We start from the raw sequence: 20,260 nt of genomic DNA, 5'->3' as shown, positions 1-20,260 counted from the left end.
GCGAACCCTCACGCCCGCGGCCGGTCCCATCGCTGTCCGGACGCCGCGGCGTCCGTCTTTTTTCCTCCGCGCATGTTCGTAGATTCCCACTGCCATCTCGATTTCCCCGACCTCATCGCCCGCGAGTCCGAAGTGCTCGCGGCCATGGCCGCCAACGGCGTCGGCCACGCCCTGTGCGTGTCGGTGAAGCTGGAGGATTTTCCCGCCGTGCTGGCGCTGGCCGAGCGCCATCCCAACCTGTACGCCTCGGTGGGCGTGCACCCGGACAACGCCGACTGCGAGGAGCCGGACGAGGTGCGCCTGCTGGCCCTGGCCGACCACCCGCGCGTGGTGGCCATCGGCGAGACCGGGCTGGACTACTACTGGCACAAGGACGCCCCCGAGTGGCAGCGGGCGCGCTTCCGCACCCACATCCGCGCCGCCCGCCGCGCGGGCAAGCCGCTGATCATCCACACCCGGGACGCGGCCGCCGACACGCTGCGCCTGATGCGGGAGGAAGAGGCGGGTGAAGCGGGCGGCGTCATGCACTGCTTCACGGAGTCCCAGGAAGTGGCCGATGCGGCACTGGACCTGGGCTTCTATATTTCATTCTCGGGCATCGTCACCTTCAAGAACGCCACGGCGCTCAAGGAAGTGGCCGCCCGCGTGCCGCTGGACCGCCTGCTGATCGAGACCGATTCGCCCTATCTCGCGCCCACGCCATACCGCGGCAAGACCAACCAGCCGGCCTACGTCGTCCATGTCGCCGAGGAGATCGCCCGCCTGCGCCATGAGCCGCTGGAGCGCATCGCCGAGGCCACCACCGACAACTTCTTCAGGTTGTTCCGCCATGCGTCCCGCCACTGATACCTCCATCCTTCGTCCGTACGGTTTCCCGCGCCTGCTCGTGGCCGTGCTCGCCTGCCTGTTCGTGGCCGCGGCCGCCGCCCAGGGCAGCAGCTATGAGGATTCCCTCAGTTCCGCGCGCCTGGGCGATACCCGGCAGCTCGCCGCGCTGCTCGCCCGCGGCATCGACCCGAACACCGTGGACGCCCAGGGCAACAGCCTGCTCATGCTCGCCGCGAGGGAGGGGCACAAGGCCACCGTGGAAACCCTGCTGCGTTACCGGCCCAGCCTCGGGCTGCGCAACCTCGCCGGCGATTCGGCGCTGATGCTGGCCGTGCTCAAGGGGCACGAGGACGTCGCCGACCTGCTCCTCGCAGCCGGCGCGCCCGTGGATCAGGACGGCTGGACGCCGCTGCACTACGCGGCTTTCGAGGGGCGCACGGCGCTCGTCGACAAGCTGCTGGCGAGTGGCGCGCGGATCGATGCGCCGGCGCCCAACCAGGCCACGCCGCTGATGATCGCCGCACGCAACGGCCACATCGACGTCGTGCGCCGCCTGCTCGCCGCCGGCGCCGACGTGGACCTGAAGAACGACCGCGGCCTGACCGCGGACGCCTGGGCGCGCGCCCAGGGCAACACCGACATCGCCGCGCTGATCGAAGCCGCGCGCACGCGCCGGCGCTGAAACGGAGCCCCGTCGCGCGATCGGTTCGTTGGTTGCACCGATGTAGTGCAGGTGTGCGCAAAGTTGGTGCGCTCCATCCTCTTTTCCGACAAAATGCATGGTTTTGGTGCATTGCGGGCCCACGAGGGCCGGGAAGGAAAAGAGAGGATGAAGTATCACAACCTGGAAGAGTTCCTCGCTTACGTGCAGGAGCGCAATCCCGGCCAGCCGGAGTTCCTGCAGGCGGTGGCCGAGGTCATGGAGAGCATCTGGCCCTATATCGCCGAACATCCGCGCTACGCGGAACACGGCCTGCTCGACCGTCTGCTCGAACCCGAGCGCGCCATCCTGTTCCGCGTGTCCTGGGTGGATGACAAGGGCGAGGTCCGGGTCAATCGCGGCTACCGCATCCAGCACAGCTCGGCCATCGGCCCGTACAAGGGCGGCATCCGCTTCCACCCCTCGGTGAACCTCTCCATCCTGAAGTTCCTCGCCTTCGAGCAGACCTTCAAGAACGCCCTGACCACGCTGCCCATGGGCGGCGGCAAGGGCGGTTCGGACTTCGACCCCAAGGGCAGGAGCCCGGGGGAGGTGATGCGCTTCTGCCAGGCCTTCGTCAGCGAGCTGTACCGCCACATCGGCTCCGACACCGACGTGCCGGCCGGCGACATCGGCGTGGGCGGGCGGGAGGTGGGCTTCATGGCCGGCATGGTGAAGAAGCTCTCCAACCGCGCGGACTGCGTTTTCACCGGCAAGGGGCTGCCCTTCGGCGGTTCGCTGATCCGTCCCGAGGCCACCGGCTACGGTACCGTGTATTTCGCCGAGGAGATGCTGCGCCACACCGGCCGCAGCATCGAAGGCCTGCGGGTGGCGGTGTCCGGTTCGGGCAACGTGGCGCAGTACGCGGTGGAGAAGGCGATGGCCTGCGGCGCCAGGGTGGTCACGGTGTCGGATTCCGGCGGTACCGCGATCGACGAGGACGGCTTCACGCCGGAGAAGCTCGCCGTGCTGATGGAGGTGAAGAACCACCTCTACGGCCGGGTGCGCGACTACGCGGAGCGGGTCGGTGCCCGCTTCGTGGCGGGCGTACGGCCTTGGCGCGTGCCGGTGGACGTGGCGCTGCCGTGTGCGACGCAGAACGAACTGGACGCGGACGATGCCGCCGCGCTGGTGAAGCAGGGCGTGGTGTGCGTGGCCGAGGGCGCCAACATGCCCTCTACCGCCGAGGCGGTGAAGGTGTTCGAGAGCGCGGGCGTGCTGTACGCCCCGGGCAAGGCCAGCAACGCCGGCGGCGTGGCGACCTCGGGCCTGGAGATGAGCCAGAACGCGATGCGCCTGTCCTGGACCCGGGAGGAGGTGGACGCCCGCCTGCAGGAGATCATGCGCGGCATCCACCATGCCTGCCTGCAGTACGGCCGGCGCGCCGACGGTTCGGTGAGCTACGTGGACGGCGCCAACGTGGCCGGCTTCGTCAAGGTGGCCGACGCCATGCTGGCCCAGGGCGTGGTCTGAGAAACCCCAGGTAGGAGCGGGCTTGCCCGCGATGCGGCCTTCGTTTGTCCATAGGCCGCATCGCGGCCAAGGCCGCTCCTACAGGGCCGGCCCGTCCCCGCCGTTGGAAGGGCATCCGGCCGCCGGGATGCCGCCCAGGCGGGCGAGGAAGGCTTCGACCGGTTCCGGCCGCGCGTACAGGTAACCCTGATAGAGCATGGGCGCGCGGGCGGCGAGGAAGGCGGCCTGTTCCTCGGTTTCCACCCCTTCGGCCACCACGTCGATGTGCAGCAGGGCCGCGATGGACAGGATGGCGTCCACCAGCGCCGCGTCGTTCGGGTCGCTCGGTGCGTCGCGGACGAAGCTGCGGTCTATCTTCAGTTCGTCGATGGGCAGGCGCTTCAGGTAGGAGAGCGAAGAGTAGCCGGTGCCGAAATCGTCGATCGAGAAGCGGATGCCCAGGGCGTTGAGCTCGGACATGGTGGCGACGGTCTGGTGCACCTTGTCGATGACCAGGTTCTCGGTGACCTCGAAGGTGAGCCGCTCCGGGTCCGCGCCGGTGTCGGCGAGGATGTCGCGCACGCGGCCGACGAAGCCGGTGCGGTGGAACTGGCGCGGACTCACGTTCACCGACAGGCGCAGCGGCAGCCCGGCCATCTGCGGTGAGGTCAGCAGGCGACAGGCCTGGTGCAGCACCCAGTCGCCCAGTTCGACGATCAGGCCGGTTTCCTCGGCGATGGGGATGAAGCTCGCGGGCGGGATCAGCCCGCGGCGCGGGTGGTGCCAGCGCAGCAGCACCTCGGCGCCGCGCATGCGGCGCTCGGCGTCGAACTGGGGCTGCACGTACAGGCGCAGCTCGTTCTGGTCGATGGCCTGGCGCAGTTCGGTTTCGAGGGTGAAGCGCATCTCGGCGCGCGCCTGCATCTCCGGCTCGAAGAAGCGCACGGCGTTGCGTCCCGCGGCCTTGGCCTGGTACAGCGCGGTGTCGGCCTGCTTGATCAGCTCCGTGGCTTCGCCCCCCTGGGCGGGCGGGAACAGCGTCACCCCTATGCTCACGCCCAGCGCGATGGGCTGGCCGCCGATGTCGAAGGGCAGGCCGATCACGCTGCGCATCTTCTCCGCCACGTTGCGCGCCATGTCGGCGGCCTGGTGCTCGTACGCCGCGATCTCGGGCAACAGCAGCACGAACTCGTCGCCGCCGAAGCGAGACAGGGTGTCGCTGGCGCGCAGTCCCTCATGCAGGCGCTCCGCGACCGCCTTGAGCAGGCGGTCGCCCATTTCGTGGCCGCGGGCGTCGTTGAGGGTCTTGAAGTAGTCCAGGTCGAGCAGCAGCAGGGCGCCGTGGTGGCCGGAGCGCTGCGCCACCGCCAGCGCATGGGCCAGGCGGTCGAGCAGCAGGTGGCGGTTGGGCAGGCCGGTGAGCGAGTCGAAATACGCCAGGCGTTCGATCTCCGATTCGGCGTGGCGCCGCTCGGTGATGTCGCGGCCTATGCTCACCAGGCCGTTGCGGCTGCCGTCGGTGTGGAAGAGCGGCACCTTGATGGTGTCGAACACCATGCACTGGCCGTTGGCGGTGGGGATGTTCTCCTCGATGCGCAGCGCGGCGCCGGCCTGCCAGGCCTCCTCGTCGGACTGCTCGTGGCCGAGCAGGGCGCGGCGCGCATCGCCCTGGCGGAAGGCGAGTTCGGCGTCGGTGCGGCCGCGGTAATCCACGTCCGTGAGCCCGAACAGCTCCAGCGCATAGCGGTTCGCCTGCTGCCAGCGCCCGGCGCCGTCCTTCAGGCGGATCACGTCGGGCAGGGCGTCGATCAGCGTGCCCAGTTGCTCCTCGTGCCGTGCCAGCGCCCACGCACTGCGGCGCTGGCGCACGATGCTGACGAGCAGCAGTGCGATGAGCGCCAACTGGGCCATCACTGCACCGGCGAGCACGTTGCGCGTGCGCTCCTGGGCCGCGCCCGCTTCGCGGGTACGTTGTCCGACTAGTTCTTCCAGGCGGTGTCTGTAGTCGAGCAGGTCGGCCTCGGCGACGCGCTTGCCGGTGATGTCGTGGACGATGGAGAACAGCACCAGTTGGCCGTTGTCCAGCCGCACCGGCGAGGAATACACCTCCACGGTGCGGATTTCGCCGCTCGCCAGGCGGTGCGGGAATACGAAGTAGCTGCGCTGCTCGGCACGCGCCTGTGCCCGTTCGGCGGCGACTTCATAGGGGTCGAGGGCGTTGATCTCGTCGATGCTGCGGCCGGTCAGTCCACGCGGGCCGTAGCCGTAGAAGCGTTCGGCGGCCGCATTGGCGTCCACGATGAGGCCACTCTCGGGCTCGATGAACATCATGACGGCGGTGTGGCGGTGGAAGAGGGAGGACAGCAGGTCACGCTGCGCCTGCGCCAGCGAGGCCGTTGCCGTGGCGGCGGCGAGCCCCAGCGCCAGCAGCAGCCAGCGCAGGGGGGAGGAAGCGGAACGGATGCGGTGCAAAAGGGAGGACAGGATGGTACGGGAACGATATTTATCGGCCAACATTCTCTGGACGCCGGCAGGGTTTTTCACAGTAAGTTAACCTGAAACGGCGCGGCGGCCACTTGTACCAAGGTCGTAGGCTCATCCGTGATCGCGGGGCGTTTCGCCCGGCAATCGCGGACAAGCTCACTTGTCGATGAAGCTCACCACACCCGGCGGAAGGTGGCCGCCACCCCGTGCTCCCGGTCGGATTCGGCGAACTCGCCGCGGTAGGCGAGATCCAGCCGGGCGTCCTTGCCCGCCCACGCCGTCAGCCCCAGGCCGAGCGCGAGGCGGTCGCGGTCCAGTTCCGGGCCGTCGATGCGGAAGGCCGCGGCCGGTGCGCCCGCGAAGCTTGCGGCGATGCGGCCGCGGTCGTCGCCGAACTCGTGGACCCAGGCCACGTCGGCACTGGGCGCGAAGCGCGTGCCCTGCCAGGCGTAGCGCACGCCGAGCCTGGAGCGCAGGGAATCGTCCGTGCGGCGTTTCACCTTCAGGTTGGCGTCGTCCGCGCCCGATTCGGTGAAGCCTTCGCGCTGCAGGACGGCCGCTTCCAGGCCCAGATAGGGCGTGAAGCTGCCCCACGCCCGCGCGTGGGTGCGGCCGGCTTCCACGGCCAGCGTGAAGCTGTCGGCGCCGTAGTCCGAATCGGCACGGGCACCCAGGAAGGCGATGTTGCGGCGCGCGTCCGCCTCGTGGCGGCCGTAGCCGGCGGAACCGGCCAGGTAGAACCGTTCTCCCTGCCAGCGGCCGTAGGCGGCGAGCTGGTAGCTGTCCAGGTCCACGTCGCCGCTGCGGGTGTCGGCTTCGCCGCGGCTGTAGGCGAAGGCGGCACCGATGCGCAGGCTGCCGTTCACCTGCCGGTCGGCGCCGATGGCCACACCGCCGCTGGAGGTGTCGGCGCCGCGGGCGTTGCCGTCGCCGTCGATGCGCCCGTCGGCAGCGAGCGCACGCAGCCAGAAACCGTCGCCGGCGGGGGTGTCGTCCGCGAGACTGCCCAGGTTGTTGCCGGCGTAGGCGAGTTTCGCGCCGTCGAAGGCGTTGAACGCGGTCTGCCCGACGCCGCCGGCCAGTCGCTGGCCCAGCAGGCCGTGGAACTGGCGCGTGGCCTGGAAAGCCAGGGCAGGCACGAAGCCGTGCTCCACGCCGGAGAGCGTGTCGAAGGCGGCGGGCAATGCCCTGGCGGCCAGCGTGTTCAGCCCGGCGATCAGGCCCGCGGCCTGGCCGCTGGTGGAGAAACTGTCCAGGTTGGCTGCGACGGCGGACTGGTTGCGCGTCAGCGGACCCGCCACGGCAAGGTAGTCCTGCTGGGCCAGGGAAATCACGATGTCGAAGGTGGCGGGGTCGATGACCGGGGTAGCGAGCAGCCCGGCGCCGAGGTTGCTGGTGATGCTGGCGAAACCGGTGGCGGCATCCCCCGCCGGGACGATGCTGGCGGCCTGGATGAGGCGGTACTGGGTGCCGTTGGTGGGCACGTAGCCGAAGACCAGATCGAGCGTGCCGTCCAGGGTGGCCGTGCCGGCGACGTCGATGGCGTCGTAGTCGGCGCCCCGGTTCGTACCGTTTATCTCCATCACGGTGGTCGAACCGGGGGCGAGCGTCAGGTCGCCCGTCACCGTGAGCAGGCCGGGGCTGTTGCCGGGGGCCAGCGTGCCGCCGCTGGCGACGCTCACGTCGGCGACCGTGCCGGAACCGCCCAGCGTGCCGCCGGACTGCACGGTGAGCGTGCCGCCGATCTGGCCGTCGACGGCCAGGATGCCGCTGGCGACCGTGGTCGCGCCGGTGTAGGTGCTGGCACCGGTCAACGTCAGCGTACCCGCGCCGGCCTTGGTCAGGCCGCCCGTGCCGGCCAGGCCCACGCCGATGCCGATGGCGTGGCCGTTACTGTCGACGAAGGCGCCGCCGTTCGCTATGGTCACTTCACCGGCGTTGAAGCCGCGCAGGAAATCCGCCGTGTCGGCGGTGGCGCGCAGGATGCCGCCGTCGAAGGCGACGTTGGCGGTGGAACCGCCGACCCGCGTGCCGCCAAAGCCCGCCTCGACGAAATCGGTTTCCAGCACGCCACGGGCGCCAGCGCTGCCGTCGAGGTGCAGGATGCCCGCGCCAGGCGAGCCGGCGTTGCCGGTAAGGTGGACTTCGTCCGCCGAGACGCGCCCGCCGTCCGCCAGCGTCAGCGCGCCGCTGCCGCCGTCGCCGCCAAGGGTGATGCGATGGCCGCCGGTCTGCCCCAGGTCCCACAAGGAATTATTTCCGGTGACGGTGACCTGGCCGGTGGCGCCGTCGACGCCGATCCCTCCGTTGAGGCTGACGAGCTTGCCGCCGTCGGCGACGGTGAGCGTGCCGTCGCCGCTCGCATTGGTCTGCCCGATGTTCAGGTTGCCCGCCAGCCGCAACGTGGAACCGGCGCCCGTGACGGTGAGGCTGCCCTCGCCGCCAGCGCCGACGCGAGAAGTGCCCCCCACAGCATCCAGAACGACCTCGGCGCCGTTGCGGACGGTGAAAGCGGCATTGCCGCCGCCGGTGTTGGTGACGGAAAGATAGCCGTTCGCGCTCTGGATGTCTCCGCCGTCGACGATCAGCGTGCCGTTGTTGACGGCGGTGGCGCCGCCGTAGCTGCCGCCGCCGGTGAGCGTGAGAGTCCCCGTGCCGGATTTGGTCAACCCGCCCGTGCCGGTGACGGCCGTGGCGAAAACGACGTCGTTGCCGTTGGTGTCGAAGGTGCCGCCGCCCGCTCCCAAGGCATTCAGCCTGCCGGAAATGTCGGTGGTATTGCCCGCGGCCCATTGCAGGCCGCCGCCGTTGAGCGTGACGTTGCCGGTGCCGAGATTGCCGCCGGTGCTGAAATTGATGAAGCCGCCGGTAATCGTGGTGCCGCCGGCGTAGGTGTTGGTGCCGGTCAGCGTGGTGGTGCCGCTGCCGCGCTGGTTGACGTTGATGCTGCCCTCGATGGGCACGGCGAAGGTGATGTCGTCCGTCTGGTTGAAGTTCACCGTGGCGGACCCGGCGCCGCCGGTCAGCCGGGTGGCGGTGACGGTGCCGGCGGTGCCGGAAAGATCGTCCTTGCCGATGTTGAGTGTGCCGCTGCCGGCGGCGAGGAAGCCGAGGCGCAACTCTCCCGTATTCGTCCAGGTGCCGCCGTCCGTCACGGTGACGATGCCGGTGCTGGTACGGCCGATGTTGCCGGTGCCGTTGCTGCTGACCGTGCCGCCGCTTTCGATGTTGAGGTCGCCGGTGCCGCCGGTGTCGCCGACACTCAGGCTGGCCGTATTCGTCCAGGTGCCGCCGCTCGCCACGACGACGGTGCCGCTGCCGCCGCTGGCGACATAGCCAGTGCCGTTGCTGACCGTGGCGCCGTTCTCGATGCGGAGGCTGCCGGTGCGGCCGCTGGCATAGCCGACGATCAGTGTGCCGGTATTCGTCCAAGTGGAACCGACGCCGGTGACGGTGACGGCGCCGTCGCCGATGCCGCCGGTGCCATTGTTGACCATGCCGCCGCTCTCGATGCTGAGACTGCCGGCGGCGGCATCTCCGACAAGCAGACCGCCGCCGACATTCCACGGCGAAGCCTGGGCACTGCCATTGATGGTGCCGCCACTGCCGGAAATGACGTTTCCAGTCGTAGCGATATCGACAAATTGCGCCCGCGCGGGCGGTGCGCAAAGCGCGGCGGCCAGCGTCAAGGCCGACATGCCCGTCTGCAAGGCGCGTGCGCGCTTTTCCTTGGCCGCGCGCGCCATCGCGCGGCAACGTACCGAACCGTTGGTGTTCATATTCCCCTCAGACTGTCTGCATGGCCGCCGGTCGCAGTCCGACCGTCCCGGCCCCATCCCCTCCCCGGCGCGAACGGCCGAGGTCGTTGATTATCGTGGATATTCGGCGAATTCTTCGCAATGTGCCTAAACCAAGGGCATCCTCCGTTCAGCCGCAGGGCAGGCCGGGGTGCGGCGGAACGGCGCTCACGGGCAGGAGATGTTGGTGAAACCGACGGCGCCCGACGGCGTGCCGGTGAATGTGCAGGTGCCGTGGATCGCCGTGTTGCCGGTCGATCCCGCCGCGAAGCCGGTGAAGGCGTTGCCGAAGACGGCATTGCCGGAAAAACCGCCCACGGCGTCGATCGTGTTGTCGGCCACGGTCAGGTTGACGGTCGCGGCGCCGGCGCTTACGCCGTCCGCCATGATCGCGATCCCCGCGCCGGTCCCCCCCTGCGCGGTGATGGTGTTGCCGCGTATCACCGTGTCGGTCGTTCTCCGCGCGTCCACACCCCAGGCACCGAAGCTGCTACTTGTCGCCACAATGGTGTTGTCGGTGATGGTCACGTTCGACGAACCCTGGGCAGTGACCGCGGTCGGGGTACCGCCGCCGCTCCATGTCGCGACGATCGTCAGGCCGGAGAGGACGGCGCCGTTCTCCATGGTGACGCCGAAGAGTGTCGTCGAACCGGTGGTGACGTCCAGGGTGGCGCCTGGGGCGGCGATGGTGGCGGTATGGCCCGACGCGGTGGTGACGGTGAGGTCGCCGGCGCCGAGCAGGCTTTGCCCGGCCTGTACCGCCACCGTGGTGTTGGTGTTGAAGGTTCCCGCCAGCACCACGGTGCTGCCGCTCCCGGCGGCGTTGAGGGCGGCCTGCAAGTTGGCGCCGGTGGTGGTTTCGCTGCTCAGCAGGGTCACGGGCGTGCCGCCCGCCATGGTGAGCGTGACGCCGCTAGCCGGATCGGTAATGTCGGTGCGGTTGACGGTGACGCCGCTCAGGGAACTGCCGGGCGCCGCCGTGGAGACGGCGGGCGTGGTCGAGCCGATCACGAAGGCGTTGATGGCGGCAGCCGGCGTGGTGACGGTGGCGCGCCGCCCCGAAGCCGTGGTCACCGTCAGCGCCGTCGAACCCAGCAGGCTCTGGCCGTTGTGCAGGGCGGTGGCGCCGGTGTAGAAGTCGCCCGCCAGCACCACGGTGCTGTCGTTCCCGGCGGCGTCGAAGACGGCCTGCAACTGATTGCCGGCGGTGGTTTCGCTGCTCAGCAGGGTCACGGTCCTGCCGCTCGCCGTGGTGACGGCGGGCGTGGGCGTGGCGGCATCCACGCTTTCCACCAGCGTGGGCATGACGCGGCTGACGCGGCGCTGGGCGACGATGTCCACGTCGCGCACCACCGGCGCGGTCATGCGCCGTTCCTGCATGGAGCGTTGCGCCGGACGGGAGGTCTCCTTGTCCAGCGGGATGCGCAGGCGCAGGGAAAGGAAGTTCTGTGATCCCCGCTCGTCGTCCTTCTGCGCCTCCGCGCCGAGAAAGAGGGCCGTGCCATTGCCGAACCAGGCGAGGTCCTCGATGGCCAGTTCGACCCGGATCCGGGGGCCGCTGACCGTCGTACCGGCATCGCTGAAACGGTAGCCGCCGGCATGAAGACGCAGTTGCCGCGCGCCCTCGGTTTCGAACAGAGGGACGCGCCAGCCGATTTCGGCGTCGTAGCCCTTGAGGGCGCGTTCCTCATAAGCCGTGCTGCCGGGCGTGGTGACGGTGATGGTGGTGCCGGACAGCGCCGCAGTCGAGGCGCCGCCGCCGACGGTGTTCAACTCGCGTGCCTTGTCGCCGGTGGGGCGATAGACGTTGGCGCGGAAATCCCAGTCCGGTCCCAGGGCTTCAAACCCGGCAGTGGCCTGGTTGAAATGGTTGTCGAACTCCGTGCGGCGACGGTCCAGGTAGCCGTAAATGCCGACGTTCCAGCCGCTGTCCAGCATGCGGCGCAGGCCGAGGCCGAGATTGCCCTCGCGGCTGTGTCTGTTGTCGAAGCGGCCGCGCAGGTTGGCGAAGAGGAGGGTGTCGGCATTCTGCCAGACAGGCACGAACAGATCGGCTTCACGCAGGGTGCGCCGGTTGCCGGGTTTGGCTTCGAGGTCGATGTGCGGTCCCCATTTGGGCGCCTCCGTTGCCGCGGCGCCCAGGGCGAAAACCGTCAGCACCGTGCCGACGGCGGTTTTCAGCGCGGGATTCCGGGCAGCGCCGCTTCCGCCTCTGCCATGGGACTTTGCGGTTTCGGGCACGGCCTGCATCTGGCCGGTGGCGGTGTTGCGGGTGAGTTTGTAGGTGTGGTTCATGGGGGGGACCTCAGGTTTGGCTTGATTCGGTGCTATCGCTGGCGCTATCATTTGGCGCATGAAACGGGTGGTGGTCGATACCAATGTTTTCGTCGCGGCGCTCTTGAGCGCGGACGGCGCGGCGCGGGAGGTGCTGCGGGGCTGGCTGGCCGGTCGCTACGAGGTGTGCATGTCGCTGGCGCTGTTCGCCGAATACCGCGATTTGCTGGGGCGGCATGAATTGCTCGGCAAATCGCCGCTCGATGGCGAGGAGCGCGCGGCCTTGTTTCATGACCTGATGGCCGCCGCGCGGCTGGTGGATGTGTATTTCCTCTGGCGGCCCAATCTGCCGGACGAGGCCGACAACCATGTGCTGGAACTGGCGGTGGCGGCAGGCGCCGATGCGGTGGTGACGCACAACACGGGCGATTTCCGCCGCGCCGAACTGCGTTTTCCGGCCTTGCGGATACAGACGCCCGCCGAGTTTTTGAAGGAGCACTGACATGTCAACCGTGACCTTGCGTATTCCCGATGACAAGCACGCCCGCTTGAAGGCGCTGGCGGAAAGCCGCCATGTGAGCGTGAACCGCTTGCTGGACGAGTTGGCCACGGTGGCGCTGGCGCAACACGATCTGGCGGCGCAATTCCGCGCCGCCGCCGCCAGCGGCGATCCGCAGCGCGGGCTGGCGTTCCTGGACAAGCTGGATCGGCATTTCGGCGATAAATCCGGGCATTGACCATCCGCCTGCCCGCTTCCGCGCACCGCAAGATCAAGGAACTGGCCGCCAGCGACGGCGTTTTGGTGAACCCGTTCATCGCCACGCCCACCTGAAGGTCGCTGCGACGGCATGGTCGCGGTCCGAGCCGGCGAACTCGCCCCGGTAGCCCACGTCCAGCCGCGCTGCCTTGCCCGTCCAGGCGGTCAGCCCCAGGCCCAGTGCCAGGCGGTCGCGGTCCAGTTCCGGGCCGTCGATGCGGAAGTCCGCCGTGCCGGCGAAGCCGGCGGCGATGCGGCGTTTGGCGTCGCCGAACTCATGCACCCACGCCAGATCGATGGCCGGCGACAACCGCGCGCCTTCCCAGGCGCACCGCACGCCCAGGCCGGAACGCAGCGAACCGTCCGTTCTGCTCTTCACACGCAAGTTGGCGTCGCCCGCGCCTTGCTCAGTGAAACTTTCGCGGCGCAGGTGCGCGCCTTCGAGCCCCGCGTAGGGCGTGAGCGTTGCCGCGCCGCGCGCGAGCGGCAGGCCGGCTTCGAGCGCGAAGGCCGCGCTGTCGCCGTCGTAATCGGCTTCCGCGCGCTGCCCGAGGAAAGCGATGTCGCGGCGGGTTTCGGCGCGGTGGCGGCCCGCACTCACGCTCGCATCCACGTAGGCGGTGTCGTTCTGCCAGCGGCCGTAGGCCGCCAACTGGACGCTGTCCACGTCCACCGCGCCGTGGTCGGTGTCCGCTTCGCTCTTGCTGTAGGCGAAGGCGAGGCCGGCGCGCACGTCCGCGGCGATCCGGCGGTCCGCGCCCAGCGCCACGCCGCCGCCCGAGAGCTTCGCGCCGCTGGCGTTGCGGTCGCCATCGATGCGGCCGTGGCTTCCCAGCGCGCGCAGCCAGAAGCCGTCGGCCGGTCTCTGCGGCGCATCGAACAGGCCGGCGGGATTGCCGGCGTGGGCGAGTTTCACCCCGTCGAAGGCGTCGAGCGCGGCCTGGCCTCCGCTGCCGCCGGCCAGTCGTTCGCCGAGCAGGCCGTGAAGCCGGCGCACGGCCTGGAAGGCCAGCGTCGGCACGAACGTGTGTTCCACGCCGGAGAGCGCGTCGAAGGCCGGGGCCACTTGATGCGTGGTGAGGTTCGCCACCGCGTTGAACAGCGGGTTGCCCAGCCCGAGGGCGTAGGCGGCCTTGCCGACGGCGGCCTGGTTCCGCGTCTGGCCGGGCAGGGAGAAGCCGCCACCACCACCACCACCACCGCCGACGAGTGCGCTGGTCAGGTAGTAGCTGTTGGCGTCGAAACTCGTGCTGAAGTCGAGGAAGGGGTAGTCGTCGGTCACGATCTGGCTGCCATCGACCGTCAGCCCGCCGCTGGCGGTGAGGAGGGTGTAGGTGAGGCCGGGCGTGTAGGTGCTGCCGTCGTCCGTGCCGTTCTCGGGCTTTACCTCGATCATCGCGCCGTCGGCAACGGTGGCGGTGCCGGTGATGGCGGCAAAATCGTTGTGCGTGCCCGGCGTATTGCCGCCCGCCTTCAGTTCCACCTCGTAGGTCGCGCCGGTGCCGAGCGTCCAGTTGCCGGCGACGTTCAAGGTGCCGATGCTGTTGCCCGGGGCGAAGCGGCCGCCGGACTGCACCGCGGCGCCGCCCACCGTGCCGCTGCCGCCCAGCGTGCCGCCGCTGTTCACCGTTACCGCCGAGTTGGCAATGCTGCCGCCCACCATCAGCGTGCCGCTGGCAACGGTGGTGGCGCCGCTGTAGTCGTTGCTGCCGGACAGCGTCAGCGTGCCCGCACCGCTCTTGGTCAGGCCGCTGCCGCCGGTGATCGGCGCGGCGATGGTCGCGCCGTCGGCCAGCACTTCCACCGTGGCCGCGCCGGTGAGTTCGAGCCGGCCGCTGCCGTCGGCGGCGAGCACGTAGCCGTCGGCGAGGAAGGAGAGCGCCGGGGCGGAGGCCGTGAAGCCGTCGTCTATCGTCACCGTGCCCGCGGTGCCCGCAAAGACCGCCGCAATACTGCCGCTCCATGCGCCGTTGCCGTTGCCGTCGGCGTTGGTCCAGTTGCCGGTGCCGCCGTCCCAGGTGCCGCTGCCGCCGGCGCCCTGGGCGATACCCGGGGGCGTGGTGCCGCCGCCGTTCCAGTACTGCGCGGTGGCGGCGGAGACCAGCAGGTTCACCTGGTACAAGGTGGCGGTATCCAGGCTGTAGTCGTAGGCCACCGGCATCACCTCGAAGGCGAGGCCGCTGCCGGTGAGCGCGCCGCCGTAGTCGAACAGCCGGTAGCTGCCCGCGCCGAAACCGGCGAGCGGCGTCACCCGCAGCTTGCCGGCCAGCGCAAGGTCGCCGGTGACGGTGACCAGGTCGCTGTCCACGCCGGCCGTGCCGGTGGGGTCGCCCAGTTCGAATTCGAGGATGGAATCGGCATCCAGCACCAGACTGCCCACGGTGAGCGTGCCGGGGCTGTTGCCGGCGGCCAGCGTGCCGCCTGCGGCCACCGTCACCACGCCGGCGATGCTGCCGCTGCCGCCCAGTTTGCCGCCGTTGTTCACCGTTACCGCCGAGTTGGTGAGGCTGCCGTTCACCGCCAGCGTGCCGTCGGCCACCGTAGTGGCGCCGCTGTAGGTGTTGGTGCCGGACAGCGTCACCGTGCCCGCGCCCTGCTTGGTCAGGCCGCCGCTGCCGGAAAAGCCGGCGGCGATGCCGATGTTGTAGCCGTTGCTGTCGATGAAGGCGCCGCCGCCGGCGATCGTCACCTCGCCGTCGTAGAAGTTGCGCAGGAAATCGCTCTCGCCGCCGGTGGCGCGCAGCATGCCGCCGTCGAAGTTGAGGGTGGCGTTGCCCACGTTCGGGCGCCCGCCGCTGCCGACCTCGACGTAGCCGGTTTCCAGCACGCCACGGGCGCCGACGCTGCCGTTCAGGTTCACCGTGCCCACGCTGTTGGCGGGGGTGAGGGCGATGCTCGTCCGGTACGCCTTCACCTGGCCGCCGTTCTCGACGGTGAGCGAGGCATGGTTGGTGGTGCCGCTGCCGACCCGGAGATAACTGCTGGCCACCAGGACCTCCAGGGTGGAGTCCGTGCCGCTCACCGTGACCGCGCCGCTGGACGAACCGCCCACGCCGATGGCCAGGGTACTGACGGCGTGGGCCGTGCCGCCGTTCTCGATGCGCAGGGTGCCCTCGCCGTTACTGGCGCCGACCTGCGCGATGGAACCGAGCAGCAGGCGTGAACCCGTTCCCGTGACCGTGGCCGCGCCCTTGCCCTGGTAGCCGATGTAACTTGAGAAGGATTCGCCGAAATCCGCCGTGCCGCCGTTCTTCACCACCAGTTCGGCGGTGCCGCCGCCGGTGTCGCGCAAGTAGAACGAATCCGCGACATCCCCGTTGCCGCCCTTGACGTAGGCCCCATCGATTTCCAGCCGGCCTTGCCCGATGTCCGTATTGCCCTGCCAGTTGCCGTTGCCGCTGAGCGCGAGGGTGCCGCCGCCGGTCTTGGTCAGGCTGCCGCCGCCGGTGATGCCGCCCGACAGGGTGGCGGCGTAGGCGCCGGTGTCGAAGGTGCCGCTGCCGCCCAGCACGATGGCGCGGGCCGAATCGAAGGCCGTGCCCCATTGCAGGGTGCCGCCGTTCAGGGTGACGCCGCCGGAGGCATCGCCCAGGGCGGCATCGCTGCCGGCCCGCAGGGCGCCGCCGGCGATCGTGGTGCCACCGCCGTAGCCGTTGCTGCCGGAAAGAGTGAGGGTGCCGTTGCCGCGCTTGGTCAGGCCGCCGCTGCCGGAAATGTCGCTCGCCAGGGTGACGTCGTTGCCGTTGGTGTCGAAAATGCCGCCGCCCGCGCCGAGGGCGGCGAGCCGGCCGGAAACGTCGGTGGCGTGGCCGTTCCATTGCAGGCCGCCGCCGTTCAGGCTGAGGGTGCCGCTGCCGAAATTGGCGAGGCCGGTGAAGTTGATGAGGCCGCCGGTGATCGTGGTGCCGCCGCCGTAGGTGCTGTTGCCGGAAAGGGTGAGGGTGCCGGCGCCGCTCTTGACGAGACGGCCGGTGGTGCCGGTGATCGCGCCCGCGTAGCTCGTGTTGATCGCCTGGTCGATGGTCAGCGTGGCGCTGCCCAGCGCCACGCTGCCGGCGCCGGACAGGGACGACATGGTGAGGCCGTAACCGTTCAGGTTCAACGTCGCGCCGCTGTTCACCGTATAGGCCGTGTTGGCGGCGAATGCGCCCGCCGCCCCTTGCCGCAATTCGCCCGCCGTCACCGTGGTGGCGCCGGTGAAGGCGTTGCTTCCGGTCAGCGTCCAGGCGGAACTGCCGCTCTTCTCGAAAACCTCGAAGCCCCGGTACTGGGCGGCCGCGCCCACCTGGGACATGTCGAAACTCCCGTTCGTCGTGCCGCCCAGCCGCAGGGTGTCATTGGTGCCGTTCGCCGCCACGTTGCCGGTGATGACGTAGCCGCTTTGCAGTTCCAGCACGTTGGTGCCGCCGGTGAATTCGATGGCATTGGCGCGCACGCTGCCGTTGCTGCCGTTGCCGCCCATGCCGCCGGTGATGCTGCCGCTGTTGACCAGGGTGATGTTGGCGCCGATGACGCCGACGCCGCCCGCGCCGCCGAAGCCGATGCTGTTTATGGTGGCGGTTCCGTCCAAATTCCAGCTTTTACCGCCATCGCCACCATTGCCGCCGGTGATGCTGCCGCTATTGGTCAGGGTGATGCCGCTGCCGGAAACGCCCGCGCCGCCGTCGCCGCCGTGACCGCCGCAGAGGCCGGCCGCGATCCCCGCGCCGATGCAGATGTCACCGGCGCCACTTTCGTAAAGGGAACCCTTGTTGCCGCCGATCCCCCCGGCTCCGCCGACGATGCCGCCGGTGTTGGCGAAGGAGGCGGCTCCGGTGAACCGCAGGCCGATGCCGCCATCCCCGCCGTCGCCGCCGTTGCCGAAGATGTAGCCGTGCCCGCCCGCACCGCCCGCACCGCCGAGGAATGTGCGGGCACTGCTGCCGCTGCCGCTGCCCGTGAGCACTGCGCCGTAGCCGCCCGCGCCGCCGCCGCCGCCCGCGGTGCCCTCGAACGTGCCGTTGCCCCCTTTCCCGCCCTTGCCTCCGGCGGTCGTGCCGCTGGCGAAGGCGGTCGCGGCCGCGCTCACGGCGCCGTGCGCGCCGCCCCCACCCCCGCCCGCGGGGCCAAGATAATAGGGCGCAGTGACATCGGTGGCGTCATAGTCGGCGTTGAACGCGTCGCCCCCATCGGCGCCGGCGGAGGCGCCGCCCACACCGGCGTTGTTCATATCGTAGCCCGGTGGTTGCAGCGGCTGCGCCAGGTTTTCGTCGGTGCGTCCGCGCCAGCCGCCGCCGTCGCCGCCCACCGCGCCCGCGCCGCCGCCGCCGCCCGCGCTGCTGACCCGGGGAGAGACATCCCATTTTCCCCCGTCGGGTTCGCCGAAGCTGCCGGCGCCGCCCGTGCCGGTATCCACGCTGGCGCCGCCCGCGCCGCCGCTGAATTGGTAAGGATCGGGGCGGGCGTCCCCGCCCGTGCCGCCGCCTGCGGCGGCCGGCCCGGCAAGCGAGAGCAGCGCCGCGCAGGCCAGCGTGGCGGCGGGGAGCGTTCCACTTCTCTTGCCGCGTGCTTTCGTGTGTTCCGATACCGCCTGCCATACGCCGAGGCTTTCATTGAATACGGTGCGGTAGCTGCGGTTCATGCCATCTCCCCCGAATGCCTGCGCATAAAATGGTGGGAGGATAGCGACGGGAATTGCAGCGACATAGTCTCTGAACAGAGACTATGTCATTAAATAATTGATTTTAATTGATAATTTAATCCAACTCGGCGTAATGAAACGGGCGGCTGGGCCGCCCGTTTCCCGCCATTCGGCCTGGTCGGTAGGAAGACTCTAGTTACCGTAGCCCGAGATGAGCAGATTTTCGGGAGGATGGTTGACCGGCTGGTAGGTCAGGTGATCCACGTTCAGTTCCGGAGCCTCTGCGCATGTTGCCTTGGCTGTCACCGTGAAATACCAAAATTCCGAAGTGTCATCCCACTGGAGGTTCAAGATGGTGACGGGAACAGGACCATGATTGGGCCCGACGATGAATCCGTCAATGGCGTTCCAGTTGATTGGTTGGTGATTCGGCGCTCCGGCCACGACGATTACGTAATCGTACGTTTTGATCATTGGCATTTTTGACCCCTTTCGTTGTTGATTCCATCGAAGTGTTCCATCCGTAGACCTTGACGATCCTACGCATGGGCACAGGGTTTACTGCTTGGTGTGCACGTTGTTGCCGTCGAACAGGTAGGCCAGTCCCTTGGCGCAGTCGTAGGTGCAGCCGTTGCTCTTGACGAGGATGTGGATGCGCTCGCCCCGGGCGGTGAGCTGCACCGCCTGGTGGGGGGCGATCTTGCGTTCCTCGTAGCGCACCCAGCGCACGGCGTCGTCCTGGTCGAAGGTCTCGACGGAGACGGTTTCGTCCGTGTCGTTGAGCCAGGTGACGTAGCCCTCCGCCGGGCGGTAGAGGAACTGCAGGTTCTCGATGAGCTTGGCGGCCTGTTCGGTGATGACCTTGATGCCGAAGTCGAGCAGGCGCTGGCCGGTGCTGCCTTGTTCGGGCGTGTCTTGATCCTGATCGGGCATGGTGTTGCTCCTTTGCTGAAGTTGAACGGTTGTGCCATATGGCATGGCCGATGTTAGGGACGGGCTCCGTTTCCATCTGTCCGGGCGATTGCCGACAAGGGCGTAAGGAAACGACCCACGGAGCGCTCATGGCGCGAGGCCGTTGCGCACCGCGAAGCGGATGAGGTCGGCGGCGCAGCCCAGGCCCAGCTTCTGCATCAGGCGGTTGCGGTAGGTCTCCACGGTCTTGGGGCTGAGGCCCAGGGCGCGGGCCATGTGCTTGGTGGTCTGCCCGGCGGCGATGCCTTGCAGCACCTCGAGTTCGCGGCGCGAGAGCCCGAGCCGTTCGCCCTGGACGGCCGCGACCGGGGGAGGCGGGGACGGGAAGAGGCCGCCATGCAGCACCAGCAGCAGGGTGGCGAGGAGGTCCTCGAAGTCGTTTTCCCGGGTCAGGATGGCGCAGATGCCGGGGGGCCGGGGCGGTACGGCCCCGCCGGACGCCGTTTCGCAGGCGGCGAGGTAGACGACCCGGGTGGGGGTTTCCGTGGCGGCGGTGCGCGCCACGGCGGTGCACACGTCGCCGTCCGGGGGATGTCCGGTGACGATGACGGTTTCCGGCCGGTGGGCCAGGAGCCGGGCACGGGCTTCCGCCGCGCCGGCGACGGCTTCCACCGCCACGAGGCTGGGGCGGGTTGCGGGGAGGGTGGCCAGGGCGCGGGTGGCCGGGGATGCTTCGAGGAGGTGCGCGTGGGTGAGGATCAAGGTTGCCATGCCGCTTTCTCATGTGGACGGGAAACCGGCCGCCCCGGGGGCGGAACAGGCATGGCGGGTCGGGGGAGGGAACGGACGGCGGGGGAGGAAGACGGGGAAACCGGCGGGCGAAGCCGAATCGGGCGAGCCATTCGGGGCCGCGCAGGGCATGGGCGGCCAAGTCGCGCTCGCTGGCGGTGAAGCGCGGCTTATTAACCCGGCGTTCGGGCTGAGCCCTTCGGCTGCGCTCAGGACAGGCTTGTCGAAGCCCGCTTTGGGCCAACGCCCTTCGACAGAGCCTGTCCCGAGCCTGTCGAGGGGCTCAGGGCGAACGGTGTTGCCTGAATGATTGCCGGGTTAGCAAAGGGGTGAAATGGACTTCGGCGTCGATGGCGACGGGCCGATCCGCCCACATCGCGTCGCCGATACATCCATTCGCAATGGTCGGGACGATAGCGGAATGTATTACACTTGCATAGTCTCTGTTCAGAGACTGTGCGATGCCAGCCGCGCCATCCCGCTGGAGGATGACGTCATCTTCCCGGATGCGCCGCCGTCGGGTGGGAGCAACTGTCTGCAGCAGATTTGTCGTTCAGGCTTACAGGGGGTCGCCCGTTCTCCATGTGGTCTGGTGGCGGATCATGGCGTTCAGACGAATGAGGAGGACGCGCATGCAGGCGACGAGG

13 protein-coding genes are annotated in these 20,260 nt (G+C 69.2%); 6 read left to right on the top strand and 7 right to left on the bottom strand.

From position 1 onward, the window contains the following. The first annotated feature begins 72 nt into the window (after positions 1-72). From E6O51_RS19050 to gdhA, 3 genes are all read left to right on the top strand, one after another. Positions 73-846 (top strand): TatD family hydrolase, encoded by a 774-nt coding sequence (locus E6O51_RS19050; RefSeq protein ID WP_136386607.1) that lies wholly within the window; start codon positions 73-75, stop codon positions 844-846. Continuing rightward, positions 830-1,510 carry an ankyrin repeat domain-containing protein gene (locus tag E6O51_RS19045; RefSeq protein ID WP_136386606.1) on the top strand — a complete coding sequence of 227 codons (681 nt, stop codon included), beginning with the start codon at positions 830-832 and terminating at the stop codon, positions 1,508-1,510. Before E6O51_RS19050 ends, E6O51_RS19045 begins: the two co-directional genes overlap by 17 nt. Before the next feature lie 147 nt (positions 1,511-1,657). Next, positions 1,658-3,001 carry an NADP-specific glutamate dehydrogenase gene (gene gdhA, locus E6O51_RS19040; RefSeq protein WP_136386605.1) on the top strand — a complete coding sequence of 448 codons (1,344 nt, stop codon included), beginning with the start codon at positions 1,658-1,660 and terminating at the stop codon, positions 2,999-3,001. 78 nt (positions 3,002-3,079) lie between these two features. Here gdhA and E6O51_RS19035 read toward each other — a convergent pair whose 3' ends face one another. The 3 genes from E6O51_RS19035 to E6O51_RS19025 all read right to left on the bottom strand — a co-directional run bounded on the left by E6O51_RS19035 (position 3,080) and on the right by E6O51_RS19025 (position 11,556). Beyond that, positions 3,080-5,497 carry a sensor domain-containing protein gene (locus E6O51_RS19035; RefSeq protein WP_136386604.1) on the bottom strand — a complete coding sequence of 806 codons (2,418 nt, stop codon included), beginning with the start codon at positions 5,495-5,497 and terminating at the stop codon, positions 3,080-3,082. A gap of 140 nt (positions 5,498-5,637) precedes the next feature. After that, the gene (locus tag E6O51_RS19030) at positions 5,638-9,243 is read right to left on the bottom strand and encodes an autotransporter domain-containing protein (RefSeq protein WP_168735337.1); all 3,606 of its coding nucleotides are present in this window, start codon (positions 9,241-9,243) and stop codon (positions 5,638-5,640) included. Between the two features lie 186 nt (positions 9,244-9,429). Then, positions 9,430-11,556, bottom strand: a complete 2,127-nt coding sequence (locus E6O51_RS19025) for an inverse autotransporter beta domain-containing protein (RefSeq protein ID WP_168735336.1) — start codon at positions 11,554-11,556, stop codon at positions 9,430-9,432. A gap of 58 nt (positions 11,557-11,614) precedes the next feature. Here E6O51_RS19025 and E6O51_RS19020 point away from each other — a divergent pair, with 58 nt between their 5' ends. Further along, entirely contained in the window at positions 11,615-12,037 is a 423-nt protein-coding gene (locus E6O51_RS19020; RefSeq protein WP_136386601.1) for a putative toxin-antitoxin system toxin component, PIN family, read from the top strand. A gap of 1 nt (position 12,038) precedes the next feature. Continuing rightward, complete coding sequence (locus tag E6O51_RS19015; protein ID WP_136386600.1) at positions 12,039-12,272, top strand: toxin-antitoxin system HicB family antitoxin; 234 nt, start codon at positions 12,039-12,041, stop codon at positions 12,270-12,272. 75 nt (positions 12,273-12,347) lie between these two features. On the opposite strand, the gene E6O51_RS19010 is transcribed toward E6O51_RS19015, so the two are convergent. From E6O51_RS19010 to E6O51_RS18995, 4 genes are all read right to left on the bottom strand, one after another. Next, on the bottom strand, positions 12,348-17,912 hold the full coding sequence (locus E6O51_RS19010; protein WP_136386599.1) for an autotransporter domain-containing protein: 5,565 nt from the start codon (positions 17,910-17,912) through the stop codon (positions 12,348-12,350). 192 nt (positions 17,913-18,104) lie between these two features. Then, positions 18,105-18,392 (bottom strand): hypothetical protein, encoded by a 288-nt coding sequence (locus tag E6O51_RS19005; protein ID WP_136386598.1) that lies wholly within the window; start codon positions 18,390-18,392, stop codon positions 18,105-18,107. A gap of 78 nt (positions 18,393-18,470) precedes the next feature. Continuing rightward, on the bottom strand, positions 18,471-18,845 hold the full coding sequence (locus E6O51_RS19000; RefSeq protein WP_136386597.1) for a hypothetical protein: 375 nt from the start codon (positions 18,843-18,845) through the stop codon (positions 18,471-18,473). A gap of 126 nt (positions 18,846-18,971) precedes the next feature. Further along, positions 18,972-19,595 (bottom strand): helix-turn-helix transcriptional regulator, encoded by a 624-nt coding sequence (locus E6O51_RS18995; protein ID WP_136386596.1) that lies wholly within the window; start codon positions 19,593-19,595, stop codon positions 18,972-18,974. A gap of 352 nt (positions 19,596-19,947) precedes the next feature. On the opposite strand from E6O51_RS18995, the gene E6O51_RS22115 reads away from it, so the two are divergent. Further along, the coding region (locus E6O51_RS22115) for a hypothetical protein (RefSeq protein ID WP_211091466.1) at positions 19,948-20,260 on the top strand (313 nt) is incomplete at its 3' end.

The sequence above is a fragment of the Pseudothauera rhizosphaerae genome (genome assembly GCF_004801305.1).
Lineage (GTDB): Bacteria > Pseudomonadota > Gammaproteobacteria > Burkholderiales > Rhodocyclaceae > Pseudothauera > Pseudothauera rhizosphaerae.
The sequence above is the reverse complement of the archived record's forward strand: the minus strand, read 5'-3'. Positions and strand labels throughout refer to the sequence as shown.